The sequence below is a fragment of the Pseudomonas sp. GM_Psu_1 genome, assembly GCF_026544185.1.
Taxonomy (GTDB): domain Bacteria; phylum Pseudomonadota; class Gammaproteobacteria; order Pseudomonadales; family Pseudomonadaceae; genus Chryseomonas; species Chryseomonas oryzihabitans.
The window spans coordinates 71,676-98,668 of sequence record NZ_JALNUX010000010.1; the positions used below are offsets into that span (position 1 = coordinate 71,676).

Genomic DNA, 26,993 nt, shown 5'->3' on the forward strand with positions numbered 1-26,993 from the left:
TTTTCAACGCCGTTTGGCCGACGCGCAGCAGCCTTCTGGACAGGCTCGGAGGTATCGGGCTCGCACTAGCGGCCCTGCTTCATTAAGCTCTGCCGCCATGAATCGTACCCTCTATAGCCTGATCTTCACCCTGGCCTTGCCCTTCATCCTGCTGCGCCTGCTCTGGCGCGGCCGCAAGGCCCCCGCCTATCGGCAGCGCATCGGCGAACGCCTGGCGCTGGGCTTGCCTGAGGTGCCGCCCGGCGGCATCTGGGTGCACGCGGTGTCGGTGGGGGAGAGCATCGCCGCCGCGCCGGTGATCCGCGCCCTGCGCCAGCGGCATCCCGACCTGCCGATCACCGTGACCTGCATGACGCCCACCGGCTCTGAGCGCATCCGCGCCCTGTTCGGTGGTGACATCCAGCATTGCTATCTGCCCTACGACCTGCCCTGGCTGGCCGGGCGTTTCCTCGACCGGCTCAGGCCCAGCCTGGGGGTGGTGATGGAGACTGAGCTCTGGCCCAACCTCATCCACCAGGCGGCGCGCCGCGATATTCCCATCGCCCTGGCCAATGGCCGGCTGTCCGAACGCTCCGCCAGGGGCTACGGAAAACTGGGTGGGGTGACCGGGCCGATGCTGGCGGAGCTGGCCTGGCTGGCGGTGCAGACGCCGGTGGAAGCCGAGCGCTTCCGGGCCCTCGGCGCTCGCGCCGAGCGGGTCACGGTGACCGGTTCCATCAAGTTCGACCTGCGCATCGATCCCGAACTGCCGGTCCGCGCCGCTGCGCTGCGCCAGGGCTGGGGCCAGCGCCGGGTATGGATCGCCGCCAGCACCCATGCCGGCGAAGACGGGATCCTGCTCCAGGCCCATCGCCAGCTGCTGGCCGCACACCCCGATGCGCTACTGATCCTGGTGCCGCGCCATCCCGAGCGCTTCCCCGAGGTATTGGCCGAGGTGCGTCGTGAAGGTTTCGGCGTGGTGCAGCGCTCGACGGGAGAGGCGGTGCAGCCGCAGACCCAGGTGCTGCTGGGCGACACTATGGGCGAATTGCTGTTTCTCTACGCCCTGGCCGATGTCGCCTTCGTCGGCGGCAGCCTGATCGAGCGCGGTGGTCACAATCCGCTGGAGCCGGCCGCCCTCGGCCTGCCGGTGCTCAGCGGTCCCCACGTGTTCAACTTCCTCGACATCGTCGCCCAGCTGCGCGACGCCGGCGCTCTGGAAACCGTGGCGGAAGCACCCGCGATCGCCGCCGCCGTGGCCCGGCTCTGGGCCGAGCCGGCGGAAGCCGCGCGACGCCAGCAGGCGGGCCTGGCGGTACTGGCCGCCAATCAGGGCGCGCTGGAGCGGCTGCTCTCCGGACTGGACAGGTTGCTCACCCCCTGAACCGAGCGCGCCGGCAGGACGTCGGCGCGGGTCTTGGCCAGATCCGGCGGCAGGAAGTCGCGATCCGGGTCGTAGTGGGGATCGAGATAGCCGGACAGCGCCAGCAGGTCGTTGGGCGCCAGGGTGCCGGCCGCCTGCTTGAGCCTCAGAGTGTCCAGGATGTAGTTGTAGCGGGCGTCGTTGTACTGGCGCACGGCGTTGTACAGCAACCGCTGGGCGTCGAGCACGTCGACGATGGTGCGGCTGCCCACCTGGTAGGCGATCTCGGTGGCTCTCAGGGCGCGCTGGCTGGAGGCGATGGACAGCCGGCGGGCGCGCACCTGCTCGATGTCGGTGTTGATCGCCCGGTGGGCGTTACGGGTGTTCTGCACCACCTGGCGGCGCAGACTCTCCTGGCGCTGTTCGCTCTGGTCGAGCTGCTGGTAGGCCTGGCGCGCCTGGGAGCTGGTGGCCCCACCGCTGTACAGCGGCAGCTCCACCTGGATGCCGATGCTGCGGCTGTTGACCGGGCTGCCGAACAGGGACAGCTGCTCGGCGTTGGGCAGATTCACCGCGTCGTTGTCGCTGTGGCTGTAGCGCGCCACCGCATCCACCGTCGGCAGGTGCCCGGCGCGGCGCTGGCGCAAGGTCTCCTGGGCGGCGTTGACGCCCTGGCCGGCGGCCAGCAGCTGCAGATTCTGGCGCATGGCGGTGTCCACCCACAGCCGCGCATCGTTGGGTTGCGGCGGCAGGATCGGCAGGTCGTGGCGGATGCCGGCGATGCTGCCGTAGTCGCGATCGGTCAGCCGGGTCAGGGCCTGGAAGGCGTCGGCCACCTGCTGCTCGCTCTGGGAGCGGTTGGCCTGGGCGTTGTCGAAGCTGGCCTGGGCCTGGAGCACGTCGGTGTCGTCGGTCAGGCCGACCTTGTAGCGCTCGCGGGACTGGTCCAGCTGGCGGTACAGCGCCTTTTCCTCGGCTCGGGCGGTGGCCAGGGCGTCCTGGGCGCGCAGGGCGCTGAAATAGCCCTCGGCGGTCTGCAGGATGAGTTGCTGCTGGGCGGCGGAGAATTGCAGCTCGGCCTGCTCGGTGGCGGCCTGGGCAGCCTTGAGCTGGAACCAGCGATCGGCGCGGAACAGCGGCTGGCTGAGGGTGGCCTGGATCAACTGGCTGCTGCGATCGCTGCTGTAGCGGCCACCCTGGACGCCCAACGCCGGATTGTCCTTGAGTTGCAGACTGGTATGGGTGTCGTTGAACTGGGCGCCAAGGCCGATCTGCGGCAGCAGGCCGGCGCGCGCCTGGGGCACCGCCTCGCGCTGGGCGCCGAGGCCGGCGCGCTCGGCGGCGAGGTCGGCGTTGTTGTCCAGCGCCTCGCGGTAGACGTCGAGCAGGCCATTGCCGGTGACCTGGGCCTGGGCCAGGCCGGCCGAGCTGCAGAGCGCCGCGAGCAGCAGGAATCTTCGCATTCTGGGAGCCTTCCTTGAGGGACCGCGCCAGTGTAGTGGCTTCGTCCGAATCCGGCATAGGAGAGGAAATAGCGGTCGAAGTTTCTGCCGCTCTGGGTTTACACTGGCCGCGTTCTTGTCGGGGTGCGCTACGAGGCGCTGAGATCGGGTAGTCCCGGATCCCGTTGAACCTGATCAGGCTAGGCGCGCCGCATGGCGGTGCGTCAACCTGCGTAGGGAACAAGAGGGCGTCCGCAGCCTTATTCCGTGGTCGCCATCCGTCCGGGCTTGCCGCTTCTAGCGTGCCCACCCTTCGTCCAGGTTCTTCCCTCGGCAACGCGCCCACCAGGAGAGCCTCGATGAACAAGCAGAACAACGTCACCGACTTCACCCGCGTCGACCGCCAGTCCACTCAGCCGCTGCCCAATTCGCGCAAGGTCTATCTGACCGGCTCGCGCCCCGACATCCGCGTGCCGGTGCGGGAAATTTCCCTCGCCGACACCCCCACCGCCTTTGGCGGTGAGCGCAACGCCCCGGTATTCGTCTACGACACCTCCGGTCCCTACACCGACCCGGCGGCGCGCATCGACCTGCGCAAGGGCCTGCCGGACGTGCGTTCGCGCTGGATCGAAGAGCGCGGCGACACCGAACTGCTGGCCGGGCTCTCTTCCGAATTCGGCCAGGCGCGCCTGGCCGATCCGAGTCTCGCCGCCCTGAGATTCGACCTGGCGCGCCAGCCGCGGCGGGCCAAGGCCGGGCGCAACGTCTCCCAGATGCACTATGCCCGCCAGGGCATCGTCACCCCGGAGATGGAATACATCGCCATCCGCGAGAACATGAAGCTGCAGGAGGCCCGCGCCGCCGGCCTGCTCGGCAACCAGCACCGTGGCCAGAGTTTCGGCGCCAGCATTCCCCAGGAGATCACCCCCGAATTCGTCCGCGACGAGGTGGCCCGCGGCCGCGCCATCATCCCGGCCAACATCAATCACCTGGAGCTGGAGCCGATGATCATTGGCCGCAACTTCCTGGTGAAGATCAATGGCAACATCGGCAACAGCGCCCTGGGTTCCTCCATCGAGGAAGAGGTGGAAAAGCTGACCTGGGGCATCCGCTGGGGCGCCGACACCGTGATGGACCTGTCCACCGGCAAGCACATCCACGAGACCCGCGAGTGGATCATCCGCAACTCGCCGGTCCCCATTGGCACCGTGCCCATCTACCAGGCCCTGGAAAAGGTCGGCGGCGTCGCCGAGGAACTGACCTGGGAGCTGTTCCGCGACACCCTCATCGAGCAGGCGGAGCAGGGCGTGGACTACTTCACCATCCACGCCGGGGTGCGCCTGCACTACGTGCCCCTGACCGCCAAGCGTGTCACCGGCATCGTCTCCCGCGGCGGTTCCATCATGGCCAAGTGGTGCCTGGCGCACCACAAGGAGAACTTCCTCTACACCCACTTCGAAGACATCTGCGAAATCATGCAGGCCTACGACGTGAGCTTCTCCCTGGGTGACGGCCTGCGCCCGGGCTCCATCGCCGACGCCAACGACGCCGCCCAGTTCGGCGAACTGGAAACCCTCGGCGAGCTGACCAAGATCGCCTGGAAGCACGACGTCCAGACCATGATCGAAGGCCCCGGCCACGTGCCCATGCAGCTGATCAAGGAAAACATGGACAAGCAGCTGGAGTGCTGCGACGAGGCGCCGTTCTATACCCTCGGCCCGCTGACCACCGACATCGCCCCCGGCTACGACCACATCACCAGCGGCATCGGCGCCGCCATGATCGGCTGGTTCGGTTGCGCCATGCTCTGCTACGTGACGCCCAAGGAGCACCTCGGCCTGCCCAACAAGGACGACGTCAAGACCGGCATCATCACCTACAAGATCGCCGCCCATGCCGCCGACCTCGCCAAGGGGCACCCCGGCGCCCAGATCCGCGACAACGCCCTGTCCAAGGCGCGTTTCGAATTCCGCTGGGAAGACCAGTTCAACCTGGGCCTGGACCCGGACACGGCGCGCGCCTTCCACGACGAGACCCTGCCCAAGGACTCGGCCAAGGTGGCGCACTTCTGCTCCATGTGTGGACCCAAGTTCTGCTCCATGAAGATCACCCAGGAGGTCCGCGACTACGCCAAGGAAAACGGCCTGACCGACGAGCAGAAGGCCATCGAGGCCGGCTTCCAGGAACAGGCGGCGCGCTTCAAGGACGAAGGCGGCGTGATCTACAAGCAGGTCTGAAAATCGTAGGTTGGGCTGAGCCCAGCGAAGCCCAACAATGCCCAACGCCAACCAACGACGTTGGGCGTCCTCAACCCCTTATCCACGAGACCCATCATGGCCCAGGCCCCCGGCCTCTATAGCCCCACCGTCCCCGTTCCGGCGGACCGCCGCATCCTTGGCGGGCGCGACCTCTTCACCCTCTGGTTCTCCCTCGGCATCGGCCTGATGGTCGCCCAGGCCGGCGCGCTGCTGGCGCCCGGACTGGGCCTGGCCGATGGCCTGCTGGTGCTGGTGCTCGGCACCGCGGTCGGGGTGCTGCTGCTGGCCGCCGCTGGCCTGGTGGGCAGCGACACGGGCCTCGCCGGCATGACCGCCCTGGGCCAGAGTCTCGGTCAGCGCGGCGCGCTGTTGCCGGCGGTGCTCAACATCACCCAGCTGATCGGCTGGGGCGCCTTCGAACTGGTGGTGATGCGCGAGGCGGCCAGCGTGCTGCTGGGCAGCTGGGGTCTGCAGGGTTGGGCCTCGCCGGTGCTCTGGACCCTGGTCTTCGGCGCCCTGGCCACGGCCCTGGCGGTGGCCGGTCCGCTGACCTTCGTCCGCCGCTTTCTCAGTCGCTGGGGCATCTGGCTGCTGCTGGGCGTCTGCACCTGGCTGACCCTGGATCTGTTCCTGCGCGCCGACCTGGCCGCGCTCTGGCAGCGCCCGGGCGACGGCTCCCTGAGCCAGGCCCTGGGCTTCGACCTGGTGGTGGCCATGCCGCTGTCCTGGTTGCCGGTGATCGCCGACTACACCCGCTTCGCCCGCACCGGCCGCAGCGCCGGGCGCGGCGTCATGCTGGGCTATTTCTGCGGCAACCTCTGGCTCATGGGCTTGGGCTTCGCCTATACCCTGGCCTTTGCCAGCGGCGGTGAAGCCGACGCCCTGCTGCGCGCCCTGACCGTGGCCGGCCTCGGCCTGCCGCTGTTGCTGATCCTGCTGGACGAGTCGGAAAACGCCTTCGCCGCCTATCACTCGGCGGCGGTGGCCACGGGTTTCCTGGCCCAGGTGAAGATCTGGCAGCTGACCCTGGCCATCGGCATCCTCTGCACCCTGCTGGCGCTGCTGGTACCCCTGGCCCAGTACGAACACTTCCTGCTGCTGATCGGTTCGGTGTTCGCTCCGCTATTCGGCGTGGTGCTGGTGGATCACTTCCTGCTGCGCCGCCGCAAGGCCCCGCAGCGGACACAGGCGCTGCGCCTGGAGTCCCTGATCGCCTGGGCCCTGGGCGTGGCCGTCTACCATCTGTTGCCGACCCTGCTCCCGGCCTGGGGCGCGACCCTGCCGGCCATCGTGGTGGCGGGGACTGCGCAGGCGCTGTTGGGATTGAAACGAGTTTAGGGTTCGGCCGTTGGGCTTCGCTGCGCTCAACCCAACCTACGCCTAACTGCCCCCTCTCCCGCTTGCGGGGGAGGGTCGGGGTGGGGGCAAGCCGGCACGCGTGGATGAGGCTGCGCCGTCATCCACCCTACGACTGAGCTGGATCTGTCGGGCTTCGCTGCGCTCAACCCAACCTACGCCTAACTGTCCCCTCTCCCGCTTGCGGGGGAAGGTTGGGGTAGGGGCAAGCCGGCACGCATGGATGAGGCTGCGCCGTCATCCACCCTACGACTGAGCTTGATCTGTCGGGCTTCGCTGCGCTCAACCCAGCCTACGCCTAACTGCCCCCTCTCCCGCCTGCGGGGGAGGGTTGGGGTGGGGGTATCGCGGCCATGGGCCGCTCCTACAGAAGATCGAGTCCGCTGTAGGAGCGGCCCATGGCCGCGATCAAACCCAATTACGGCAGATGATTTCTGTTGACCAAGTACTACGGCTGCCGCGCCTTGCCCCGGCCCGGGAAGTACTCGCCCTTGAGGATGCCATTGAGCTTGGGATAGGGGATCTTCAGTTCCGGATGGCCCATGGCGTAGGGGGCGATGCTGCCGATGTCGTACTTGAGCGTCAGAGCGCCGAAGTCCAGGGCCACGTTGTTGGTCTTGAGGAAGGGCCACTGCTGGCGGAATTCGGCATCGCCGACGTTGTTGCTGAGCATCCAGGCCTCACGCGACAGCTGCGCCAAGCGCCAGAATTCGGCTTCCTGCCCCGGCACCAGCATGTCGCCCAGGGTGATCTGCCGGTCGAGATGGCGATCCCAGGTGACGAAGTCGCGGCCGGCCAGGCCATGGGCACCGCCGTTGGCCAGGTAGCTGGAGAATTCGATGATCACCAGGCCGTCATGCTGTTCACGCACCTTGGCCTGCAGATAGCTGCTCCAGCGTGGCTGGGCCTTGGCGAGGAAATCCCGCTCGTAGCTCTCCAGCGAAGCGGGGATGGGCGCGCCCGGCTCGGCGCGGGCCAGGCCCAGCAGGTGCCGCTGCACCAGGGCGTCCAGCGCCGGGTCGCCGAATTCCACGTAGTCGATGTTGATCAGCGGGCAGTCTTCGCCCTGGCAACCGGCCGGGCGGTGCTCCCAGGCCTGGTGGCGAGGCGTGAGGGATTTGTCGAGGTTGGGGCCGAAGACGCTTTGGCAACCACCGAGCAACAGGCCGGCGAGCAGGAGGAGCGAGCGGATACGCATGGGATTCCTTGTCATGGAAACGGAGAACGACGGCTTTCGAACCCGTCTGGCCCCATAAGTTTGCCAGGGGCGGGCGGAGGTTTCCCGGCTTGTTGTCCTTTTCGCGACTTGGCGCGTCAGGGGCTGCACGCACGCAGGCGGCACGCTAGGATGATCTGATTACCTGCAATCAGCGCTGGAGCGCCCATGACCGAAGCCAACGAATCCCAGGCGCCCGCCGTTGAAATCCTGAGCCGCGAGATCTGCTTCCAGGGCTTCTACCGCATGGCCCGCTTCCGGCTGCGCCATCGCCAGTTCTCCGGTGCCCTGGGCCCGGAACTGGAACGCGAGGTCTTCGTGCGTCCCGATGCCGTCTGCGTGCTGCCCTACGACGCCGTGCGCGACGAGGTGGTGCTGATCGAGCAGTTTCGCGTCGGCGTCATGGAAAAGACCGCTCATCCCTGGCTGCTTGAGCCGGTGGCGGGCTTGGTGGACAAGCAGGGCGAGGCCGTCGAGGCGGTCGCTCATCGGGAAGCCGAGGAAGAAGCCGGGCTGACCTTGCAATCGCTCTGGCCCATCTCCACCTACTTCCCCTCGCCCGGCGGCAGTGACGAACAGGTCTATCTCTACCTGGGTCGCTGCAGCACCGCGGACGCCGGTGGCGTCCATGGCCTGGAAGAGGAGGGCGAGGACATTCGCGTCCATGTCTGGTCGCTGGACGAGGCACTGGCAGGGGTTCGCGACGGTCGAATCAATAACGCAGCGGCAATCATCGCCCTGCAATGGTTGGCGCTCAATCGCGCCGAGGTACGGGGGTTATGGGGCTGAAACTGCGAGATCGCTATCGGGTTGACCTGCCGGGCCTGCAGGCCACGTGCGAGGCCAACTACGTGCGGCTGATGCGGCTTCTGCCCAAGATGCGCGAAGCCGTGGTATCGCGCCGCGTCATGTTGTCGCAAGGCGAGCGCCCGCTGGGGGTGCTCGCGTTGGAAGTCACCGAGGCCTGTCCCTATACGACGGCCTTGCGGGTGCGCCAGGAACTGGGACTGCCTTGGTTGCCGGTGCCCGAACTGGAAGTGCGCGTCTATCACGATGCGCGGATGGCGGAAGTGGTGTCGGCCGGGGCCTCTCGGCACCTGCTCGGGCGCTATCCCTATCCCAATCAGGCGATGCATCAGCCTGACGAAAAGAGCCAGCTCAATCTGTTCCTCGGTGAGTGGCTGAGTCACTGCCTGGCCTGTGGCCACGAAGCTGAACCTGTCCTGCAGCGATGAGCACTAGGGCGCAACGCTGACAGCCGCGGCTTCCCTCCCGCGGTGCAAGCTGCGAAAATGTGAAGCATGCACGCAAGTTCCCGGGAACTTTTCTGCACCCTGCCTGCGCTCGTTGTCCCCTTATGCCTAGGAGGCTTTGGTGAGTTTGCCGGATAGTGTCAACGCTCCCCTCGTCGTCCAATTGACCGATAGTCATCTGTTTGCGCGTGCCAACGGTCGGTTGTTGGGTATCGATACGGCCGCCAGCCTGCAACAGGTGGTCGCCCAGGTGGTGCGGGAGCAGCCACGCATTGATCTGCTGCTGGCCAGCGGTGACCTCTCCCAGGACGGCTCCGTGGCTTCCTACCAGCGCTTTTGCGAGCTGACCGAGCCCCTGGCCGCGCCGATGCGCTGGCTGGCCGGCAACCACGACGAGAACGCGCCCATGGCCAAGGCCTGTGGTGACCGCGATTTCCTCGAGACGGTCACCGACCTGGGCGCCTGGCGCCTCATCCTGCTCGACAGCACCGTGCGGGGTTGCGTGTTCGGCGAACTGGAGCAGGCGCAGCTGGTCGCCCTGGACGAGGCCCTGAGCGCCGCGCCCGAGCGTCCGGCGCTGATCTGCCTGCACCATCATCCGGTCCCGGTTGGCTGTGGCTGGATGGAGCCCCTGGGCCTGCACCGGGCGGACGAGCTGTTTGCCGTGCTGGATCGCCATCCCCAGGTCAAGGTGGTGCTCTGGGGGCATATCCACCAGGAGTTCGACCAGCTGCGCAACGGCGTGCGCCTGCTGGCCTCGCCTTCCACCGGTCTGCAATTCGAGCCGGGCAGCGAGGACTTCAAGGCCGGCGATCAGGCCCCGGGCTATCGCTGGTTACGCCTGCTGCCCGACGGCAACCTGGAAACCGGTGTCTCGCGCCTGCAACAGCATGCCTTCACTGTGGATCACAGCGCCGCGGGCTACTAGGGCTGTCGGGGCTGACGCCGGTCGGCAGCCTTGGTCGCGAGGGTCGAAACGGGTTATTCTTTACCTGTTTATTTATCCAGTAGGAGCGGCCCGATGCCGTCGATCCTCTATATCCATGGCTTCAACAGCTCACCCGCGTCCCTGAAGGCGCGGCAGCTGACCGCCTGCATGACCCGGCTGGGCCTCGCGGACCGTCTGCGCGCCCCGGCGCTGCCCAACGATGCCGACGCCGCCTTCGCCCTCCTGGAGCGCGAACTGGCCGAGCTGGACGCCCCCTTGCTGGTCGGCAGCTCCCTGGGCGGCTACTATGCCACCGTCCTGGCCGAGCGCCACGGGCTCAAGGCCGTGCTGATCAATCCGGCGGTCCGGCCCTGGCGCTTCATGGAGCATTACCTGGGCCCCCAGCGCAATCACCATACCGGCGAGAGCTGGATCCTCACCGAGGCCCACGTCGAGGCCATGCGGGCGCAGGAAGTCGCGGCGCCGGCGGATCCCGAACGCTTCCACGTCTGGCTGCAGACCGGCGACGAGACCCTCGACTACCGGGACGCCGAGCGCTACTACGGCGGCTGTACCCTGCGCATCGAGCAGGGCGGCGACCACGGCTTCCAGGGCTTCCATCGCCAGCTGCCCCTGTTGCTGGAGCTGGCCGGCTTCGACCCGGCGCTCTGGCGCGAGCTGGATTTCAACACCTTCGAATAGAGACCCCATGGCCACGCAGAACGCCTATAACGCCGACGCCATCGAAGTCCTCTCCGGACTCGATCCGGTGCGCAAGCGCCCTGGCATGTACACCGACACCTCCCGGCCCAACCACCTGGCCCAAGAAGTCATCGACAACAGCGTGGACGAGGCCCTGGCCGGTCATGCGCGCCAGGTGCAGGTGATCCTGCACGCCGACAACTCCCTCGAGGTGATCGACGACGGTCGCGGCATGCCGGTGGACATCCATCCGGAAGAGGGCGTCTCCGGCGTCGAGCTGATCCTGACCAAGCTGCACGCCGGCGGCAAGTTCTCCAACAAGAACTACCAGTTCTCCGGCGGCCTGCACGGCGTGGGCATCTCGGTGGTGAACGCCCTGTCGACCCGCGTCGAGGTGCGCGTCAAGCGCGAGGGCAACGAATACGCCATGGCCTTCGCCGACGGCTTCAAGGCCAGCGAACTGGCCGTGGTCGGCAGCGTCGGCAAGCGCAATACCGGCACCAGCGTGCACTTCTGGCCGGACCCCAAGTACTTCGATTCGCCCAAGTTCTCCGTCAGCCGCCTCAAGCACGTGCTCAAGGCCAAGGCGGTGCTCTGCCCGGGCCTGGCGGTGAGCTTCTTCGACGAAGCGAGCGGCGAGCGCAGCGAATGGCATTACGAAGACGGGCTGAGATCCTATCTGATCGACACCGTGGGCGACGCCCTGCGGCTGCCCGAGGCGCCCTTCCACGGCAGCCTGGCTTCGGCCCGGGAAGCGGTGGACTGGGCGCTGTTCTGGCTGCCCGAGGGCGGCGAGTCGGTGCAGGAAAGCTACGTCAACCTGATTCCCACCGCCCAGGGCGGCACCCATGTGAACGGCCTGCGCCAGGGCCTGCTGGACGCCATCCGGGAATTCTGCGAGTTCCGCAACCTCTTGCCGCGCGGCCTCAAGCTGGCCCCGGAAGACGTCTGGGAGCGCATCGCCTTCGTCCTCTCGATGAAGATGCAGGAGCCGCAATTCTCCGGCCAGACCAAGGAGCGCCTGTCCTCTCGCGAGGCCGCGGCCTTTGTCGCCGGGGTGGTCAAGGATGCCTTCAGCCTCTGGCTCAATGCCCATCCGGAACTGGGTCAGCAGATCGCCGAGCTGGCCATCAACAACGCCGGCCGCCGCCTCAAGGCGGGCAAGAAGGTCGAGCGCAAGAAGATCACCCAGGGCCCGGCGCTGCCCGGCAAGCTGGCCGATTGCGCCGGCCAGGACCCCATGCGCTCCGAGCTGTTCCTGGTGGAGGGCGACTCCGCCGGCGGCAGCGCCAAGCAGGCGCGCAGCAAGGAATTCCAGGCCATCATGCCGCTGCGCGGCAAGATCCTGAACACCTGGGAAGTGGACGGCAGCGAGGTGCTGGGCAGCCAGGAGGTGCACGACATCGCCGTGGCCATCGGCATCGATCCGGGCAGCGCCGACCTGAGCGGCCTGAGATACGGCAAGATCTGCATCCTCGCCGATGCCGACTCCGACGGCCTGCACATCGCCACCCTGCTGTGCGCCCTGTTCGTGCAGCACTTCCGGCCCCTGGTGGATGCCGGCCACGTCTATGTGGCCATGCCGCCGCTGTACCGCATCGACCTCGGCAAGGAGGTGCACTACGCCCTCGACGAAGCCGAGCGCGACGGCATCCTCGATCGCCTGGCCGCGGAGAAGAAGCGCGGCAAGCCCCAGGTCACCCGCTTCAAGGGCCTTGGCGAGATGAATCCGCTGCAGTTGCGCGAGACCACCATGGATCCCAACACCCGCCGCCTGGTACAGCTGACCCTCGAAGACGTGGCCGGCACCCTCGAGATGATGGACATGCTGCTGGCCAAGAAGCGATCCGGCGATCGCAAGAGCTGGCTGGAATCCAAGGGCGACCGCGCCGAAGTGCTGATCTAAATATGTTGGCTGTGCTTATCGCGGCCATGGCGGTTAGCCGCAGCGACCGCTCCTACGGTCTCCATCGCCCCTGTAGGAGCGGCCGCTTCGGCGGACCGCCACGGCCGCGATGGACACGACACCCCGATCAAAGACGTAACACCAAAGGATTCCCATGAGTGCACCCCTCGACCTGAGCCTGGATGGCGTCGAACGCCGTTCGCTGGCCGACTTCACCGAGCAGGCGTACCTGAACTACTCCATGTACGTCATCATGGACCGCGCCCTGCCGCACATCGGCGACGGCCTCAAGCCGGTCCAGCGCCGCATCGTCTATGCCATGAGCGAACTGGGCCTGGACGCCGACGCCAAGCACAAGAAGTCCGCCCGTACCGTGGGCGACGTCCTCGGTAAATACCACCCCCACGGCGACTCGGCCTGCTACGAAGCCATGGTGCTCATGGCCCAGCCGTTTTCCTATCGCTATCCGCTGGTGGATGGCCAGGGCAACTGGGGCGCGCCGGACGATCCCAAGTCCTTTGCCGCCATGCGCTATACCGAGGCGCGGCTGTCGCGCTATTCCGAGGTGCTGCTCAGCGAACTGGGGCAGGGCACCGTGGACTGGGTACCCAACTTCGACGGCACCCTGAACGAGCCGGCGGTGCTGCCGGCACGCCTGCCCAATCTGCTGCTCAACGGCACCACCGGCATCGCCGTGGGCATGGCCACCGACATCCCGCCGCACAACCTGCGCGAGGTGGCCGCCGCCTGCGTGCGCCTGCTGGACGACCCCATCGCCGGGATTCCCGAGCTGCTCGAACACGTGCCCGGTCCGGACTTCCCCACCGAGGCCGAGATCGTCACGCCGCGGGCCGACCTGCGCAAGATCTACGAGACCGGTCGCGGCTCGGTGCGCATGCGCGCCGTCTACCGCCGCGAGGACGGCGACGTGGTCATCACCGCGCTGCCGCACCAGGTCTCCGGTTCCAAGGTGCTGGAGCAGATCGCCGCCCAGATGCAGGCCAAGAAGCTGCCCATGGTGGCCGACCTGCGCGACGAGTCGGACCACGAGAATCCGACCCGCATCGTCATCGTGCCGCGCTCCAATCGCATCGATGCCGACGAGCTGATGCAGCACCTGTTCGCCACCACCGATCTGGAGTCCAGCTACCGGGTCAACCTCAACGTCATCGGTCTGGACGGCAAGCCCCAGGTCAAGGACCTCCGGCAGATCCTCCAGGAGTGGCTGATCTATCGCATCGGCACCGTGCGCCGTCGCCTGCAGTTCCGCCTGGACAAGGTCAATCGCCGCCTGCACCTGCTGGATGGCCTGCTGGTCGCCTTCCTCAACCTGGACGAGGTGATCCACATCATCCGTACCGAGGAGCATCCCAAGCAGGCGCTGATGGCCCGCTTCGAGCTCTCCGAGGAACAGGCCGACTACATCCTGGAAACCCGGCTGCGCCAGCTGGCGCGGCTGGAAGAGATGAAGATCCGTGGCGAACAGGCCGAGCTGCTCAAGGAGCAGAAGCGCCTGCAGACCCTGCTGGGCAGCGACAAGAAGCTGCGCAACCTGGTCCGCGACGAACTGATCAAGGACGCCGAGACCTATGGCGACGCGCGTCGCTCGCCCATCGTCGAGCGTGCCGAAGCCAAGGCCCTGTCCGAAACCGAGCTCATGCCCACCGAGCCGGTGACCGTTGTGCTGTCCGAGAAGGGCTGGGTGCGCCAGGCCAAGGGCCACGACGTCGATCCGACCGGGCTGTCCTACAAGGCCGGCGACGGCTTCAAGGCGGCGGCCCTGGGTCGCTCCAACCAGTTCGCCGTGTTCATCGATTCCACCGGGCGCAGCTATTCGGTGGCCGCCCATTCGCTGCCGTCGGCGCGTGGCCAGGGCGAGCCCCTGACCGGCCGCCTGACGCCGCCGCCGGGCGCCAGCTTCGAATGCCTGCTGCTGCCGGACGACAGTGGTCTCTATGTCATGGCCTCGGACGCCGGCTACGGCTTCGTGGTCAAGGGTGAGGACCTGCAGGCCAAGAACAAGGCCGGCAAGGCGCTGATCAGCCTGCCCAACGGTGCCAAGGTGCTGCCGCCCAAGCCGGTGGCGTCCCTGGAGGACACCTCTATCGCGGTGGTCACCAACGAGGGACGGTTGCTGGTGTTCGCCATCAGCGAACTGCCGCAACTGGCCAAGGGCAAGGGCAACAAGCTGATTTCCATCCCTGGCGAGCGGGTCGCCAAGCGCGAGGAATACGTGGTCGATCTGGCCGTGGTGCCGGCCGGCGCCTCCCTCACGCTGCAGGCCGGCAAGCGGCCCTATACCCTCAAGGGCAGCGACCTGGAGCACTACCGGGCCGAGCGCGGTCGGCGCGGCAACAAGTTGCCGCGGGGCTTCCAGCGGGTGGACTCGCTGCAGGTGGAAACTTGAGCCGCCCGCGGTCAGCCGCTAGCATAGCCCGGATTTTTTCGACCAGGACTCGCCGGGCCGTGGCGCCCGTCGAGAGAGAGCCTCGATGAAACGGATGTGTCTCGCCAGGCTGGCGCTCGTTGGCCTGCTGGCCGGCCTGGGTGGCTGTGCCAGCCTCGGCCCCAGCCACTACTATCAGCTCGATGGCGGCAATGCGCGTACGCCCGCGAGCAGCGAGCGTGGTCTTGCCGTGTGGATCGAAAACCTGCAGCTGGCCGACTACCTGCAGCGCGACGTGCTGCTGGAACGCCAGCCTGACGGCAGTCTCAAGACCACCCGCGATCACTGGGCCGGGCCGCTCGACGCCAACGTGCGCCAGTTGCTGCAGCGCCAGCTCGCCGGTCGCCTCAACAGCGGTCGGGTGGTGGTGGGTGAACAACCCGCCGGCTTCGATCCGCAGTACCGGGTGGAACTGGTGGTGACCCGCCTCGATGCGGGTGACCAGGCGCCTGCCGCCCTCGACGCCAGCTGGCAACTGCGCGACGGCCAGGGTCGTCTGCTGGACACCGAGGTGGTCCACCTGCAGGCTCGTCATGCAGGTGATCGCGCGGCCCAGGTGCGCGCCCAGAGCGAATTGCTGCAACAGCTGTCGGCGCGGCTGGCCACCGATCTCACCAAGGTTGCCCAGCGCGGCCGGCGTGACAGCGAGGTGGCGCGCAAGGAGCCGAAGAAACTCGTGGAAGAGGCCCAGGCCCGGCCGACGCTGCCGGCCGTGGTGCCCATCCGCACCGGCGCCGAGGTCTATCGCTTCTGATCCGCAAGGCTCCCGCGCGTCGCCGCGCGGGAGCCTTCGGCGGCGCGCGACGCTCTATCCAGCAGGACCCTCAAGCCCTGGAGGTTTCATGACGCTGCCCCTGTTTCCGCTCAACACCACCCTGTTTCCCGGCTGCCGCCTCGACCTGCAGCTGTTCGAAGCCCGCTACCTGGACATGCTCGGCCGCTGCCTCAAGCAGGGCAGCAGCTTTGGCGTGGTGACCATCCTCGAAGGCCGCGAGACCGGTGCCGCGCCGAATCGCCTGGGCGCCTACGGCTGCGAGGCGCTGATCCGCGACTGGCAGCAGCAGAGCAATGGCCTGCTGGGTATCCGCATCGAAGGCGGACGGCGCTTTCGCCTGCTGAGCCAGGAAGAGCAACCCGACCATCTGGTGGTGGGGGAGGTGGAGTGGCTTCCGGAGACCGAGCCCCAGCCGCTGCGCGATGGCGACGCCGATCTGATGGCGCTGCTGGTGGCCCTGGCCCAGCACCCCATGGTCGCCAGCCTGGACATGGGGGGCGAAGTCGCCGACCGCCAGGCCCTGGGTTGCCAGCTGGCCTATCTGCTGCCGTTCGAGGCGCACCTCAAGCTCGAATGGCTGGGCCTGAGCGACCAGGGTCAGCGCCTGGCCGACATCGAGCGCCATCTGGTGGATTTGCAGGGTGATTTCCAGGCCTAAGAGCCTGTTCATAATCTGCTGCGTGTCGGCCAAACCGCGTTGAGAACACCCTGGATCGCCAGCCCCGCCTGGGCGGCCCCGTCGCAATGCTCATTTACCCTATGTAAACCCGGGCGCGGGTCCGATCCGCTTCCTCAGGCGTTTTTGCGGGGCCGCCTAGGCCTTGTTTGGCTCTAGCTCGCAAGATTCTGAACAGGCTCCGGGCCAAACGCCGGGCAAAAGAAAGCCCGCCGGGCAGGGCGGGCTAAAAGTGCTTTGGGGGCACTGGATAAGACCCTGGCACTTTGCCATAAGTTCAGTCTTATGAGATCAAAGTGCCAGTCTCGATGGCTCAGCCTGCCAGCAGCTTGATGAACTCGCGATTGAAGGCCGGGATGTCGTCCGGCTTGCGGCTGCTCACCAGTTGGCCATCGACGATGACCTCCTGGTCCTGCCAGGTGGCGCCGGCATTCTTGAGGTCGTCGGTCAGCGACGGCCAACTGGTCATGGTCTTGCCCTGCACCAGGCCGGCGGAGATCAGCAGCCAGGCACCGTGGCAGATGACGGCGACCGGCTTGCCGGCGTCGGCGATCTGCTTGGTCAGCTGCTGGGCCTGTTCGTCGATGCGGATGGTGTCGGCGTTGACCACGCCGCCGGGCAGCAGCACGGCGTCATAGTCACCGGCATTGGCCGCGGCGAAGGTGAGGTCCACCGGAAAGCTGTCGGCCGGCTCGGTGCCGTCCCAGCCGCGCACTTCGCCGCTCTCGGCGGAGATGATGTGGGTCTGGGCGCCGGCCTGCTCCAGCGCCTGCTTGGGGCCGGTGAGTTCGGCCTGCTCGAAGCCGTCGGTGACCAGGATGGCGATTTTCTTGCCGTTCAGGGATGTAGCCATGGTTGCGCATACCTCTATGGACATTCGGTCGGGCTAGCCTTTTGCCAGCGCTCTCTAGTCCGTCCCGCTTTGCCTCCCCGAAGTTCCTTCGTCGCGCCCGATGGCATCGCCGGGCGGTGCGGAGTAAATTTGCGACATCCATCGCAGAGTAGTCCCCATGTCCCAAGCGTCCCCTCAGCTGACCGAGGAGCAGATCCGTCAGGCCCTGCAAGGCATCAGCATTCCCCCGCAGCCGCAGATCATGGTGGATCTGCAACTCGAACAGCTCATGCCCAGCCCCGATCTCAAGGTCATCTCGCGCCTGATCGGCCAGGACCCGGGGCTCTCGGGTGCCCTGCTCAAGCTGGTGAACTCGCCGTATTTCGGCCTCAGCAATCGCATCACCTCGATCCAGCGGGCGGTCAATCTGCTGGGCAGCCAGTCGGTCATCAACCTGATCAACGCCCAGTCGATCAAGGGCGAGCTCACCGACGAGACCATCGTCATCCTCAACCGCTTCTGGGACACCGCCCAGGACGTGGCGGAGACCTGCCTGAGCCTGGCCAAGAAGACCGGCTATCCGACCCCGGACGAGGCCTACGCCCTGGGTCTGTTCCACAACTGCGGCATCCCGCTGATGCTCAAGCGCTTCCCCAACTACATGGCGGTGCTGGAAGAGGCCTATGCCAGCGTCAACGAGCAGGTACGGGTGGTGGACGTGGAGAATCGCATCTTCAGCACCAACCACGCCGTGGTGGGCTATTTCATCTCGCGCTCCTGGCGCCTGCCGGAGCACGTCGGCCAGGCCATCGCCAACCACCACAACGCCCAGTCGGTCTTTGACGAGGAGTCGACCACCGACATCCAGATCAAGAATCTGCTGGCCCTGCTGAAGATGGCCGAACACATCTGCGGCTGCTATCGCGCCCTCGGTGGCCAGGACGAGGATCACGAGTGGCAGGCCATCGCCCCGCGGGTGCTGGATCACGTCGGCCTGTCCGAGTACGACTTCGAGTCGCTCAAGGAGACCATCCTTGAAATGGGCAGCGGTCGGATCAATTACTAAGGCACCCGCAAGCCTCCTGGATCCTCATGCCCGAATTACCTGAAGTCGAAACCACCCGCCGGGGCATCGCGCCTCATGTCGTCGGTCAGCGCGTGCGCCGGGTCATCGTCCGCGATGGCCGGCTGCGCTGGCCGGTGCCCGAGGACCTGGACGTACGCCTTTCCGGGCAGCGCATCGAGGCCGTCGAGCGGCGGGCCAAGTACCTGCTGATCCGCGCCGAGAGCGGCACCCTGATCGGCCACCTGGGCATGTCCGGCAGCCTGCGCCTGGTGCCGGCCGACCAGCCGCCGGCCAAGCACGAGCACGTCGACATCGAGCTGGAATCCGGGTTGTCGCTGCGCTACACCGATCCCCGGCGTTTCGGCGCGCTGCTCTGGACCCAGGATCCCCATGCCCATGTGCTGCTCAGCAAGCTGGGCCCCGAGCCCCTGACCGAGGCCTTCGACGGCGGTCGGCTGTACGAGCTGTCGCGCGGACGCAGCATGGCGGTCAAGCCCTTCATCATGGACAACGCCGTGGTGGTGGGGGTGGGCAACATCTACGCCGCCGAGGCACTGTTCGCCGCCGGTATCGATCCCCGCCGCGCCGCCGGCAGCGTTTCCCGGGCGCGCTACGACCGCCTCGCCGAAGAGATCAAGAAGGTGCTGGCGCGCTCCATCGAGAGTGGCGGCACCACCCTGCGCGATTTCATCGGCGGAGACGGGGCGCCGGGCTATTTCAAGCAGGAATTGTTCGTCTACGGCCGCAAGGGCGAATTCTGCAAGGTCTGCGGGACGGGATTGCAGGAGATCCGCCTCGGCCAGCGCGCCAGCGTCTATTGCCGCAAGTGCCAGCGATGAAGACCCTGGTTGCGGTGGTCCTGCTGACGCTGCTGGGCGGGGAGGCGGCCTGGGCGGATGCCGACAACGGCCGCAACCTCTTCCTGCGCCGCTGCCACAACTGCCATTCGGTGGGGCCGGGCGCCCAGTCCGGCTTTGGCCCCCAGCTCAATGACCTCTTTGGTCGTCAGGCCGGGAGCCTGGCTGGCTACAACTACTCCGACGCCATGCGCAATGCCGGCTTCGCCTGGGATCGCGAGGCCCTGGCGGCCTTTCTGCGCGATCCCGAACAGAAGGTGCCGGGGACCAAGATGAGATTCTGGGGCATCGGCGATGCCGAGGATCTGGGCGACATCGCCGACTACCTGCAGACCCAGCACAGCATTCCTTAAAACCTGTTCACGATCTCGCGAGCTAGAGATAAACAAGGCCTGGGCGGCCCCACGAAAACGGCTGAGGAAGCGGACCGGGCTCGCGCTCGAGTTTACGAGTGGTAAATGAGCATTCCGAAGCCGTTTTCAACGCCGTTTAGCCGACGCGCAGCAGATCGTGAACAGGTTCTTAGTGGTCGCCGCCTCCGGCGCCCGGCTTGGCCGCAAAGGGCGGCTTGGCCAGCCAGATGATCAGGAACAGCCCCATGAAGATCCAGCCGAGCAGGGTGAAGTAGTCCACCGTGGAGAGCATGTACGCCTGGCCTTCCACCACCTTGTCCAGCTGGGCATAGGCCTGCTGCGACGGTCCGCCGAGGGCGTCCAGGTAGTGCTGGGTGGCCGGGCTGTAGGCGGTCACGTCCTCGGTCAACTGGGCATGGTGGTGGATGGCGCGCCGCTGCCACAGCCAGGTGGTCAGGGAGGAGGCGAAGCTGCCGCCCAGGACCCGCAGGAAGGTCGCCAGACCGCCGCCGTCCGCCAGTTCCGAGGGCTTGAGGCTGGACAGCAGGATGCTGGTGGTGGGCATGAAGAACAGCGCCACGCCCAGGCCCATGAAGGTCTGCACCTCGGCGATGTGGCGATAGTCCACCTCGTTGTTGAAGGTAGCACGCATGAAGCAGGAGGCGCCGATCACCAGGAAGGAGCCGCCGGCCAGCAGCCGCAGATCGGTCTTGTGCGCGAACTTGCCTACCAGCGGCGAGAGGATCACCGGCAGGATGCCGATGGGCGCCGCGGCGAGGCCCGCCCATACCGGGGTGTAGCCGAGCTGGGTCTGCAGCCACTGGGGCAGCAGCAGGTTGATGCCGAAGAAGCCCGAATAGCCCAGTACCAGCGCCAGGGTGCCGCAGCTGAAGTTGCGATAGCGGAACAGCCGCAGATTGACGATGGGGTGCTTGTCGGTCAGTTCCCAGATCACCAGGGCGGTCAGGGCCACGGCGGAAAAGGCGGCGCCCAGGCAGATCAGGTTGGATTCGAACCAGTCCAGGTCGTTGCCCTTGTCCAGCACCACCTGCAGCACGCCCACGCCCAGCACCAAAAGGATCAGCCCGACATAGTCGATGGGCTGGTGCACCAGCTTTTCCGGCTTCTTGCCCAGCTGGCTCCAGACCACCAGGGTGGCGAAGATGCCGATGGGGATGTTGATGAAGAAGATCCACGGCCAGCTGTAGTTGTCAGTGATCCAGCCGCCGGCGATGGGGCCGATGATGGGCGCCACCACCGTCACCATGGCCAATAGCGCCAGGGCCATGCCGCGCTTGGCCGCCGGAAAGATCGCCAGCAGCAGGGTCTGGGCCATGGGATAGAGCGGGCCGGCGACGAAGCCCTGCATGGCGCGGAAGATCACCAGCTCCGGCATGGAGGTGGCGATGCCGCAGAGAAAGGAGGTGATGACGAAGAGCACCACGGCGGCCATGAACAGCTTGACCTCGCCGAAGCGGCGCGCCATCCAGCCGGTCAGCGGCAGGGCGATGGCGTTGCTCACGGCAAAGGCGGTGATGACCCAGGTGCCCTGTTCCGAACTCACCCCGAGGTTGCCGGAAATGGTGGTCAGGGCGACGTTGGCGATGGTGGTGTCGAGCACCTGCATGAAGGTGGCCAGGGACAGGCCCACCGTGGCGAGCACCAGGCTCGCCGGGCGAAAGGCGTTATCGCTCATGACGGATTACCAGAAGGGTGGACGGGGAGGCTCGCCAGGGAGCCTCCTTGGCTGTCAGCGCTTGGCGACGCCCGCGGCACGCGCCGCTGGACCGTTGTTGTGGACGATCTGCTGGATCAGCTGATCGGCCTCGGCCAGCTGATGGTCGTAGACGTCGGTGCTGTAGCGCGGCTGCTGCGGCGTGGTGGTGGGCAGGCGGGCGCCGTCCTGGTCGTGCAGGTCGACGTCGACCACGGTCGACAGGCCGATGCGCAGCGGGTGCTTGTCCAGGTTGTCGCCTTCCAGGCGGATCCGCACGGGCAGGCGCTGGACGATCTTGATCCAGTTGCCGGTGGCGTTCTGCGCCGGCAGCAGCGAGAAGGCGCTGCCGGTACCCACGCCCAGGCTTTCCACCACGCCGCGATAGCGCACGTCGTCGCCATAGAGGTCGGAATGGATTTCCACCGGTTGGCCGATGCGCATCTCGGCCAGCTGGGTTTCCTTGAAGTTGGCGTCGATCCAGATCTGGTCCAGGGGCACCACGGCCATCAGCGCCGCGCCGGGCTGCACGCGGCTGCCGACCTGCACCGAACGCTTGGCGACATAGCCGCTGACCGGCGCCACCAGGGTGCTGCGGGCGTGGTTCAGGTAGGCCTGGCGCAGCTGGGCGGCGGCGGCCTTGACGTCCGGGTGCGAGGCGATCTCGGTGTCGTCCACCAGCGCCTGGTTGGTATCCAGCTGCTGCTGGGCGGAGGTCAGGGAGCTCTGCGCCGCCACCAGGGTGTCCCGGGCATGGGCCAGTTCTTCCTTGGAGATGGCGCCGCCCTTGGCCAGTTGCTGGCGGCGGGCGTAGTCGGCACGGGCGCGCTCGACCTCGACGCGCCGCGCGGCAACCTGGGCCTTGTAGCTGTCGACGTTGCTGAACAGGCCGCGCACCTGGCGTACGGTCTTGGCCAGGTTGGCCTCGGCGCTCTGCTGGGCCACGGCGGTGTCGCTGGGATCGAACTCCACCAGCGGCTGGCCCTGGCGGACGAAGTCGCCATCGTCCACGGCGATGCGGGTCACGGTGCCGGTGACCTGGGGCGTGATCTGCACCAGGTTGCCGTTGACGTAGGCGTCGTCGGTGCTGGCATGGAAGCGGCCATAGAACAGGTGGTAGCAGTAGACGCCCACGCCGGCCAGGATCACCACCAGCAGCAGGAGCAGCAGGAAGAGTTTGCGTTTGCCGGAGCGCTGCGGCTTCTGCTCCTGGGCATTGTCGTTGGGGGTTGCGGCGGAATCGGCCATGGTCGGGCTCTCGGTATCAGTGTGTGGCCGCGGCGGCGGGTGCCGGCGGCAGGTTGGACGGTTGGAAGCCGCCACCCAGGGCCTGCATCAGCAGCACGCCGCTGTCGATGCGATCGGCCCGGAGGCTGGCCAGCTGGCGCTCGGCCTGCAGCAGTTGCTGCTCGACGGTCAGGGCGTCGAGGTAGTTGCCGATGCCGGCGCCATAGCGCTGCATGGCGATGTCGAAGGAGCTCTTGGCGATGTCGCGGGCCCGTTGCTGCTCGACGATCTGCTGGTCCAGCGAGCGCTGGCGGGTGATGGCGTCGGCGATGTCGCCCAGCGCCTGCACCAGGGTCTGGTTGTACTGGGCCACGGCCAGGTCGTAGTCGGCGTCCCGGCTGGCCAGATCGGCGCGGCGGCGACCGCCGTCGAAGATCGGCAGCGACAGTGCCGGACCGACGTTGAAGAAGCGCGCCGGTGCGCCGAACAGGGCATCGCCGAGGATGGCCTTGCTGCCGGCCGCCACCGTCAGGTTGAGATTGGGATAGAAGTTGGTCTTGCTTGCGGTGATGTCCTTGCTCGCGGCCTCCACGCGCCAGCGGGCGGCGATCAGGTCCGGACGGCGCCCGGCCAGCTCGGCGGGCAGCTGGGCCGGCAGATTCACCGCGGCGGGGGCGATCAGCTTGGGTCGCGGGATCTCGGCGCCCCGGTCGGGCCCCTTGCCCAGCAGCACGGCGAGACGGATCTGCGCGCTGCGCACCTGCTGCTCGGCGGCGGTATGGGAGGCTGCCGCGCTGGCTTCCAGACTCTGGGTCTGCTGCAGCTGGTAGTCGCTGTCGAGACCGGCGTCGACCCGGCGCTGGGCCAGGTCGAGCATGCCGCGGGTACGCTCCAGGTCCTGCTGGGCCACGTCCAGGCTGGTGTAGGCCAGACCGAGCTGGTTATAGGCACGGCTGACGTTGGCTGCCAGGGTCAGGCGTGCGGCCTGGCGATCCACCTCGCCGGCGCGGGCACGACCGAGGGCGGCTTCCCAGGCGGCGCGCTGGCCACCCCAGAGGTCGAAGCTGTAGCTGCCGCTCACATCGAACTGGCGCAGGGTGCTGTAGCGGTCGCCCTGACCGAGAGGATCGTCCGGTCGCGCCAGGCGCGAACGGGTCACACCGCCATTGGCGTCGATCTGCGGATAGCGATCGGCGTCGGCGGCGAGCACCGCGGCATCGGCCTGGCGACTGCGCGCATCGGCTTCCTGCAGCGAGGGGCTGTCACGCAGGGCCTCGCGGATCAGGTTGTCGAGTTGCGGATCGCCCAGCCGGGTCCACCAGTCGGCGCTCGGCCACTGGGCGGGGGAGAGGCGGTCGCTGGCAAAGGTGGCTTCGCCCTTGAGCGTCGCCGGATCCACGGCGCGCCCCTGGGTGTGCAGCCCTTCGGACGACACGCAGCCGGCCAGCAGCAGGGCGGCGCAGAGGGCGGTCAATGGCAGGCGAAAGGTCATGGGTCAGAGGTCTCCAGAGGTCTCCGGCAGCAGGCCGGAGGGGCTGAGCAGGCGGCGCAGCAGGCGTTCGAGGTCATCCAGTTCCTGGCGATCCAGGCAGTGGGTCAGGTCGTTGAGCGCGTCCACGCCGATCTGCATGAGTTCACTGCTCAGGGCCTGACCCTGTTCGGTCAGTTCCAGGCGTACCTGGCGGCGGTCGCTGAGGCTGCGTACGCGGCGCAGCAAGCCCTTCGCTTCCAGGCGGTCGAGCATGCGGGTCATGGCGCCGCTGTCGAGGGACAGGCAGCGGCTGAGTTCGGCCGGGGTGTCGGTCTGGTCGCGGGCGAGCAGCAACAGCACCTTGAATTGGGCAGCGGTGATGTCGTAGGGCGCGAGGTGACTGTCCAGCACGCGATCCTTGTACTGGTTCGCGAGGTGGATCAAATGGCCTACGGAATTGCGCAGCGGAAAATTGCTACGGTCGAAATGTGACATTGCAGTATCTGCCCAGGCAATCAAGCGTATCCAGAATACTGCCTAGGCAGTGAAATATTCAGACACCTTTGCGCAGGGGAGAGTTGCGCATTTTGAAACAATTGGAAAAGTCTGCTGGCAGACGCTTGTCCCACGGCTGTCCGGACGCTGATCATGGTGGCTACTTCAGACTGAACCGAACCATGAACCCTCACTTCGATCTAGACCGACTGCGCCAGGCCTTGGTGCCCCTGCGCCACGACCTGCCGCCGGATCTCGACCACCAGGGCTATCGCGCCCATTACCGCCTCGCGGACAGCCACGCGCGGCCGCAGCTGACCGTGGCCTTGGGCGCGCTGGCCGCCGGTGCCTACCGGCTCGCCGTGCAGGGTTGGTGGCCGCGCGAGCCGCGGGGCAGCCTGCTGCTGCTGCACGGCTACTACGATCACATGGGCCTCTATGGCCACGTGGTGGACTGGGCGCTGTCGCGGCAGCTGGCGGTGCTGGCCTGCGACCTGCCCGGGCATGGCCTGTCGAGCGGGGCCCGCGCCAGCATCAACGACTTCGCCGAATACCAGGCCACCCTGACGGCCCTCATCGCCGAGGCGCGGCGCCTGGACCTGCCTCGGCCCTGGCACCTGCTCGGCCAGAGCACCGGCGGCGCCATCCTGCTGGACTATCTGCTGCGCGGTGAGCCCGCTCCCGAACTGGGCGAGACGATCCTGCTGGCGCCCCTGGTCAGGCCCCATGCCTGGCGCCAGGGGTTGTGGACCTATCGGCTGGTGAAGCCCTTCGTGCGCGCCCTGCCGCGGCGCTTCTCGGTGAATTCCGGGGATCCGGCCTTTCTCGAATTCCTGCAGCAGGACGGCCTGCAGCCACGCGAGCTACCCGCGCAATGGGTCGGCGCCCTGGCGCGCTGGATTCCGCAACTGGAGGGGGCACCGGCCAGCTCCCGCCGCCCGCTGGTGATCCAGGGCGAGCAGGATTTCACCGTCGACTGGCGGCACAACCTGGGGGTGCTGGAGGCCAAGTTCGCGCGGCCCGAGGTGCTGCGCCTGCCGGAAGCGCGGCACCATCTGGTCAACGAGACCGCAGCCCTGCGCCAGCGCTATTTCCGCTGGCTGGACGACCGTCTCGCCTGAGCCGTCCTACTGGCCGCCGCCGCCCAGACCGGCGCGCAGGGCCGCCACGGCGGCGCGGTAGTAGGCGCTGCCATTGGCCGAACTGGCGAAGTCGGCGAACTGGCCGAGTTCGCTGTCGTTCAGGGTGCGATAGACATAGAGCAGGGTGTTCTCCAGGTCGCCGGCATTCATCTGCTGGATGAATCTCTGACGCTGCTGCTCGATCATGCCGCCCGACTGCTGCTGACCCATCAGACCCGGCAGCATCGAACTCAGGCTGTCGGCGGCGAGGCCTGCCAGGGCCACGCTGACCTCGGCCCCGGCTTCGCGTACGGGCAGGGCGGTGGCCAGGCGCTTGGCCTGGGCGCGGCGGGCCGGGCTGGCCTGCATCTGCGGCACGCCATTGGCGTTCTTGGCCAGCTGGTCGCTGCGGGTGGCGGCGATCTCCGCGGCGACCACCTTGCGGCCCACTGGCGACTGGAAGAACTGCAGGGCCGGGCCGTCGGCCGGCAGACTCTGGCGCAGCGCGGCCAGGGCACGCTGGTCGATGGCCGCGGCGGTGTAGCGCTTGTTGCTGTTGTCCACCAGGCTCTGATAGAGCGCCGGCGGCAGGCTGTTCTGGTAGCGCTGCTGGGCGGCCTGCAGGGCGTCGCGGAAGTGTCCGCGCTGCTCGGGCCAACCTGCGGCCTGATAGAGGCTGACCGTGTCGTCGGCCAGAGCGGGCAGGCTGATGGCGAAAAGCAGGGAAGCGAACAGAACGCGCATGGACACCTCGGGCAGCGGCACGGAGCCGGAAAGTCCGCCATTGTCGGCAACCCCAGGCTGGCTGTCGAGGCGCTCATCCCGGGCATTCGTCGCCTGGTCAAGGCAGGCGCGCAGCCGTGGCCGACTTCTCTTACACTCGGCATCCCGCCGGCCTGGCCCGGTCCGCTACGGTTTTCCCGATGGCTCTGCATCCCGAGCATCCCCTGCTGCAACGTATCGTCGACGATCTCGCCGAGCACGGCTGGTCGCGGCAGAGCATCTTCCTGCCCCTGGACCTCACCGCCGAACTGGCCGCCGAATGCCGCTTGCGCCATGCCCGCGGCGAGCTGGAGCGCGCCGGTATCGGCCGTGGCGAAAGCCCGCTGATCCGCGAGGGCGTCCGCGGCGATCACATCGCCTGGCTGGAGCCGGACGACGAGCATCCCGGCGTGCAGCGCTACCTGCAGCTCATGGACACCCTGCGCGAGGCCTTCAACCGCACCCTGTTCCTGGGGCTGGAAGACTACGAAAGCCACTTCGCCCTCTATCCGCCGGGGGCCTTCTATGCCCGCCACCTGGATCGCTTCCGCGACGACGACCGCCGCATGGTCTCCCTGGTGCTCTATCTCAACGACGCCTGGTTGCCGGAGCAGGGCGGCGAGCTGCGGCTCTATCTGGACGAGCAGCGCCACCAGGATGTCCTGCCGCTGGGCGGCAGCCTGGTGTGCTTCCTGTCCGGCCAATTGCCCCACGAGGTGCTGCCGGCCACCCGCGAGCGGCTGTCGCTGACCGGCTGGTTCCGCCGCCGTGGCGACAATCCGCTGCAGGGCTAGG

General features: G+C 67.3%; 24 protein-coding genes and 1 riboswitch. Of the genes, 16 read left to right on the forward strand and 8 right to left on the reverse strand.

Features of this window, described 5'->3' with window-relative positions; translation table 11 throughout:
• The first annotated feature begins 97 nt into the window (after nucleotides 1-97).
• The gene (gene waaA / locus OXS31_RS17085) at nucleotides 98-1,363 is read left to right on the forward strand and encodes a lipid IV(A) 3-deoxy-D-manno-octulosonic acid transferase (protein WP_267400826.1); all 1,266 of its coding nucleotides are present in this window, start codon (nucleotides 98-100) and stop codon (nucleotides 1,361-1,363) included.
• On the opposite strand, the gene OXS31_RS17090 is transcribed toward waaA, so the two are convergent.
• The gene (locus tag OXS31_RS17090) at nucleotides 1,309-2,805 is read right to left on the reverse strand and encodes a TolC family outer membrane protein (protein WP_267400828.1); all 1,497 of its coding nucleotides are present in this window, start codon (nucleotides 2,803-2,805) and stop codon (nucleotides 1,309-1,311) included. The two genes, waaA and OXS31_RS17090, sit on opposite strands and share 55 nt — an antisense overlap.
• Before the next feature lie 109 nt (nucleotides 2,806-2,914).
• Nucleotides 2,915-3,041: riboswitch (TPP riboswitch) on the forward strand.
• Between the two features lie 102 nt (nucleotides 3,042-3,143).
• On the opposite strand from OXS31_RS17090, the gene thiC reads away from it, so the two are divergent.
• Both thiC and cytX read left to right on the forward strand, forming a co-directional pair.
• The gene (thiC, locus tag OXS31_RS17095) at nucleotides 3,144-5,021 is read left to right on the forward strand and encodes a phosphomethylpyrimidine synthase ThiC (protein ID WP_007162105.1); all 1,878 of its coding nucleotides are present in this window, start codon (nucleotides 3,144-3,146) and stop codon (nucleotides 5,019-5,021) included.
• A gap of 96 nt (nucleotides 5,022-5,117) precedes the next feature.
• A complete protein-coding gene (gene cytX / locus OXS31_RS17100; RefSeq protein ID WP_267400831.1) occupies nucleotides 5,118-6,380 on the forward strand; it encodes a putative hydroxymethylpyrimidine transporter CytX in 1,263 nt (420 codons plus the stop codon).
• 466 nt (nucleotides 6,381-6,846) lie between these two features.
• On the opposite strand, the gene OXS31_RS17105 is transcribed toward cytX, so the two are convergent.
• Nucleotides 6,847-7,596: an RsiV family protein gene (locus OXS31_RS17105; RefSeq protein WP_267400833.1), complete on the reverse strand. Its 750-nt coding sequence runs from the start codon at nucleotides 7,594-7,596 to the stop codon at nucleotides 6,847-6,849.
• 186 nt (nucleotides 7,597-7,782) lie between these two features.
• Here OXS31_RS17105 and OXS31_RS17110 point away from each other — a divergent pair, with 186 nt between their 5' ends.
• From OXS31_RS17110 to OXS31_RS17145, 8 genes are all read left to right on the forward strand, one after another.
• Nucleotides 7,783-8,403: an NUDIX domain-containing protein gene (locus OXS31_RS17110; RefSeq protein WP_007162102.1), complete on the forward strand. Its 621-nt coding sequence runs from the start codon at nucleotides 7,783-7,785 to the stop codon at nucleotides 8,401-8,403.
• Nucleotides 8,394-8,849 carry a DUF1249 domain-containing protein gene (locus OXS31_RS17115; protein ID WP_267400836.1) on the forward strand — a complete coding sequence of 152 codons (456 nt, stop codon included), beginning with the start codon at nucleotides 8,394-8,396 and terminating at the stop codon, nucleotides 8,847-8,849. Before OXS31_RS17110 ends, OXS31_RS17115 begins: the two co-directional genes overlap by 10 nt.
• 136 nt (nucleotides 8,850-8,985) lie before the next feature.
• Complete coding sequence (gene cpdA, locus OXS31_RS17120) at nucleotides 8,986-9,795, forward strand: 3',5'-cyclic-AMP phosphodiesterase (RefSeq protein ID WP_193755906.1); 810 nt, start codon at nucleotides 8,986-8,988, stop codon at nucleotides 9,793-9,795.
• Between the two features lie 93 nt (nucleotides 9,796-9,888).
• Nucleotides 9,889-10,497: a YqiA/YcfP family alpha/beta fold hydrolase gene (locus OXS31_RS17125; RefSeq protein WP_044342439.1), complete on the forward strand. Its 609-nt coding sequence runs from the start codon at nucleotides 9,889-9,891 to the stop codon at nucleotides 10,495-10,497.
• Nucleotides 10,498-10,504: 7 nt separating this feature from the next.
• Nucleotides 10,505-12,403, forward strand: a complete 1,899-nt coding sequence (gene parE / locus OXS31_RS17130; protein ID WP_144957073.1) for a DNA topoisomerase IV subunit B — start codon at nucleotides 10,505-10,507, stop codon at nucleotides 12,401-12,403.
• A gap of 154 nt (nucleotides 12,404-12,557) precedes the next feature.
• Nucleotides 12,558-14,810 carry a DNA topoisomerase IV subunit A gene (gene parC, locus OXS31_RS17135; RefSeq protein WP_058792250.1) on the forward strand — a complete coding sequence of 751 codons (2,253 nt, stop codon included), beginning with the start codon at nucleotides 12,558-12,560 and terminating at the stop codon, nucleotides 14,808-14,810.
• Nucleotides 14,811-14,895: 85 nt separating this feature from the next.
• The gene (locus tag OXS31_RS17140) at nucleotides 14,896-15,603 is read left to right on the forward strand and encodes an ABC-type transport auxiliary lipoprotein family protein (protein ID WP_027600802.1); all 708 of its coding nucleotides are present in this window, start codon (nucleotides 14,896-14,898) and stop codon (nucleotides 15,601-15,603) included.
• An 88-nt stretch (nucleotides 15,604-15,691) separates the two neighbouring features.
• A complete protein-coding gene (locus OXS31_RS17145; protein ID WP_007162095.1) occupies nucleotides 15,692-16,282 on the forward strand; it encodes an LON peptidase substrate-binding domain-containing protein in 591 nt (196 codons plus the stop codon).
• 331 nt (nucleotides 16,283-16,613) lie between these two features.
• On the opposite strand, the gene OXS31_RS17150 is transcribed toward OXS31_RS17145, so the two are convergent.
• A complete protein-coding gene (locus OXS31_RS17150) occupies nucleotides 16,614-17,153 on the reverse strand; it encodes a type 1 glutamine amidotransferase domain-containing protein (RefSeq protein WP_027600250.1) in 540 nt (179 codons plus the stop codon).
• A gap of 220 nt (nucleotides 17,154-17,373) precedes the next feature.
• Here OXS31_RS17150 and OXS31_RS17155 point away from each other — a divergent pair, with 220 nt between their 5' ends.
• From OXS31_RS17155 to OXS31_RS17165, 3 genes are read left to right on the forward strand one after another with little or no spacing between them, the layout of a single operon-like run.
• A complete protein-coding gene (locus OXS31_RS17155; RefSeq protein WP_161796604.1) occupies nucleotides 17,374-18,198 on the forward strand; it encodes an HDOD domain-containing protein in 825 nt (274 codons plus the stop codon).
• 26 nt (nucleotides 18,199-18,224) lie between these two features.
• Complete coding sequence (mutM, locus tag OXS31_RS17160; RefSeq protein WP_027600251.1) at nucleotides 18,225-19,037, forward strand: bifunctional DNA-formamidopyrimidine glycosylase/DNA-(apurinic or apyrimidinic site) lyase; 813 nt, start codon at nucleotides 18,225-18,227, stop codon at nucleotides 19,035-19,037.
• Nucleotides 19,034-19,408 carry a c-type cytochrome gene (locus OXS31_RS17165; RefSeq protein WP_267400856.1) on the forward strand — a complete coding sequence of 125 codons (375 nt, stop codon included), beginning with the start codon at nucleotides 19,034-19,036 and terminating at the stop codon, nucleotides 19,406-19,408. The genes mutM and OXS31_RS17165 overlap by 4 nt, the downstream gene beginning before the upstream one ends.
• A gap of 169 nt (nucleotides 19,409-19,577) precedes the next feature.
• Here OXS31_RS17165 and OXS31_RS17170 read toward each other — a convergent pair whose 3' ends face one another.
• From OXS31_RS17170 to OXS31_RS17185, 4 genes are read right to left on the reverse strand one after another with little or no spacing between them, the layout of a single operon-like run.
• Nucleotides 19,578-21,104: a DHA2 family efflux MFS transporter permease subunit gene (locus OXS31_RS17170; RefSeq protein WP_007162090.1), complete on the reverse strand. Its 1,527-nt coding sequence runs from the start codon at nucleotides 21,102-21,104 to the stop codon at nucleotides 19,578-19,580.
• A 54-nt stretch (nucleotides 21,105-21,158) separates the two neighbouring features.
• Entirely contained in the window at nucleotides 21,159-22,370 is a 1,212-nt protein-coding gene (locus OXS31_RS17175; protein ID WP_007162089.1) for an efflux RND transporter periplasmic adaptor subunit, read from the reverse strand.
• Between the two features lie 16 nt (nucleotides 22,371-22,386).
• Nucleotides 22,387-23,841 (reverse strand): efflux transporter outer membrane subunit, encoded by a 1,455-nt coding sequence (locus OXS31_RS17180; protein WP_007162088.1) that lies wholly within the window; start codon nucleotides 23,839-23,841, stop codon nucleotides 22,387-22,389.
• Nucleotides 23,842-23,844: 3 nt separating this feature from the next.
• Nucleotides 23,845-24,315, reverse strand: coding sequence for a MarR family transcriptional regulator (locus tag OXS31_RS17185; RefSeq protein ID WP_007162087.1), 471 nt, complete (start codon nucleotides 24,313-24,315; stop codon nucleotides 23,845-23,847).
• A 182-nt stretch (nucleotides 24,316-24,497) separates the two neighbouring features.
• On the opposite strand from OXS31_RS17185, the gene OXS31_RS17190 reads away from it, so the two are divergent.
• Nucleotides 24,498-25,436: an alpha/beta hydrolase gene (locus OXS31_RS17190; protein ID WP_267400863.1), complete on the forward strand. Its 939-nt coding sequence runs from the start codon at nucleotides 24,498-24,500 to the stop codon at nucleotides 25,434-25,436.
• 6 nt (nucleotides 25,437-25,442) lie between these two features.
• Here the strand turns inward: OXS31_RS17190 and OXS31_RS17195 are convergent, their stop codons facing one another.
• Nucleotides 25,443-26,180, reverse strand: a complete 738-nt coding sequence (locus OXS31_RS17195; protein ID WP_144957080.1) for a DUF2059 domain-containing protein — start codon at nucleotides 26,178-26,180, stop codon at nucleotides 25,443-25,445.
• A 179-nt stretch (nucleotides 26,181-26,359) separates the two neighbouring features.
• Between OXS31_RS17195 and OXS31_RS17200 the strand changes: the two genes are divergently transcribed.
• A complete protein-coding gene (locus OXS31_RS17200) occupies nucleotides 26,360-26,992 on the forward strand; it encodes a 2OG-Fe(II) oxygenase (protein WP_027600255.1) in 633 nt (210 codons plus the stop codon).
• The last annotated feature ends 1 nt before the right edge of the window (nucleotide 26,993 follow it).

Excerpts from the sequence above, each read along its gene's own strand:
- waaA (WP_267400826.1), top strand. The coding sequence starts at position 98 with ATGAATCGTACCCTCTATAGCCTGATCTTCACCCTGGCCTTGCCCTTC.
- OXS31_RS17090 (WP_267400828.1), bottom strand. The coding sequence starts at position 2,805 with ATGCGAAGATTCCTGCTGCTCGCGGCGCTCTGCAGCTCGGCCGGCCTG.
- thiC (WP_007162105.1), top strand. The coding sequence starts at position 3,144 with ATGAACAAGCAGAACAACGTCACCGACTTCACCCGCGTCGACCGCCAG.
- cytX (WP_267400831.1), top strand. The coding sequence starts at position 5,118 with ATGGCCCAGGCCCCCGGCCTCTATAGCCCCACCGTCCCCGTTCCGGCG.
- OXS31_RS17105 (WP_267400833.1), bottom strand. The coding sequence starts at position 7,596 with ATGCGTATCCGCTCGCTCCTCCTGCTCGCCGGCCTGTTGCTCGGTGGT.
- OXS31_RS17110 (WP_007162102.1), top strand. The coding sequence starts at position 7,783 with ATGACCGAAGCCAACGAATCCCAGGCGCCCGCCGTTGAAATCCTGAGC.
- OXS31_RS17115 (WP_267400836.1), top strand. The coding sequence starts at position 8,394 with ATGGGGCTGAAACTGCGAGATCGCTATCGGGTTGACCTGCCGGGCCTG.
- OXS31_RS17125 (WP_044342439.1), top strand. The coding sequence starts at position 9,889 with ATGCCGTCGATCCTCTATATCCATGGCTTCAACAGCTCACCCGCGTCC.
- parE (WP_144957073.1), top strand. The coding sequence starts at position 10,505 with ATGGCCACGCAGAACGCCTATAACGCCGACGCCATCGAAGTCCTCTCC.
- parC (WP_058792250.1), top strand. The coding sequence starts at position 12,558 with ATGAGTGCACCCCTCGACCTGAGCCTGGATGGCGTCGAACGCCGTTCG.
- OXS31_RS17140 (WP_027600802.1), top strand. The coding sequence starts at position 14,896 with ATGAAACGGATGTGTCTCGCCAGGCTGGCGCTCGTTGGCCTGCTGGCC.
- OXS31_RS17145 (WP_007162095.1), top strand. The coding sequence starts at position 15,692 with ATGACGCTGCCCCTGTTTCCGCTCAACACCACCCTGTTTCCCGGCTGC.
- OXS31_RS17150 (WP_027600250.1), bottom strand. The coding sequence starts at position 17,153 with ATGGCTACATCCCTGAACGGCAAGAAAATCGCCATCCTGGTCACCGAC.
- mutM (WP_027600251.1), top strand. The coding sequence starts at position 18,225 with ATGCCCGAATTACCTGAAGTCGAAACCACCCGCCGGGGCATCGCGCCT.
- OXS31_RS17165 (WP_267400856.1), top strand. The coding sequence starts at position 19,034 with ATGAAGACCCTGGTTGCGGTGGTCCTGCTGACGCTGCTGGGCGGGGAG.
- OXS31_RS17170 (WP_007162090.1), bottom strand. The coding sequence starts at position 21,104 with ATGAGCGATAACGCCTTTCGCCCGGCGAGCCTGGTGCTCGCCACGGTG.
- OXS31_RS17175 (WP_007162089.1), bottom strand. The coding sequence starts at position 22,370 with ATGGCCGATTCCGCCGCAACCCCCAACGACAATGCCCAGGAGCAGAAG.
- OXS31_RS17180 (WP_007162088.1), bottom strand. The coding sequence starts at position 23,841 with ATGACCTTTCGCCTGCCATTGACCGCCCTCTGCGCCGCCCTGCTGCTG.
- OXS31_RS17185 (WP_007162087.1), bottom strand. The coding sequence starts at position 24,315 with ATGTCACATTTCGACCGTAGCAATTTTCCGCTGCGCAATTCCGTAGGC.
- OXS31_RS17190 (WP_267400863.1), top strand. The coding sequence starts at position 24,498 with ATGAACCCTCACTTCGATCTAGACCGACTGCGCCAGGCCTTGGTGCCC.
- OXS31_RS17195 (WP_144957080.1), bottom strand. The coding sequence starts at position 26,180 with ATGCGCGTTCTGTTCGCTTCCCTGCTTTTCGCCATCAGCCTGCCCGCT.
- OXS31_RS17200 (WP_027600255.1), top strand. The coding sequence starts at position 26,360 with ATGGCTCTGCATCCCGAGCATCCCCTGCTGCAACGTATCGTCGACGAT.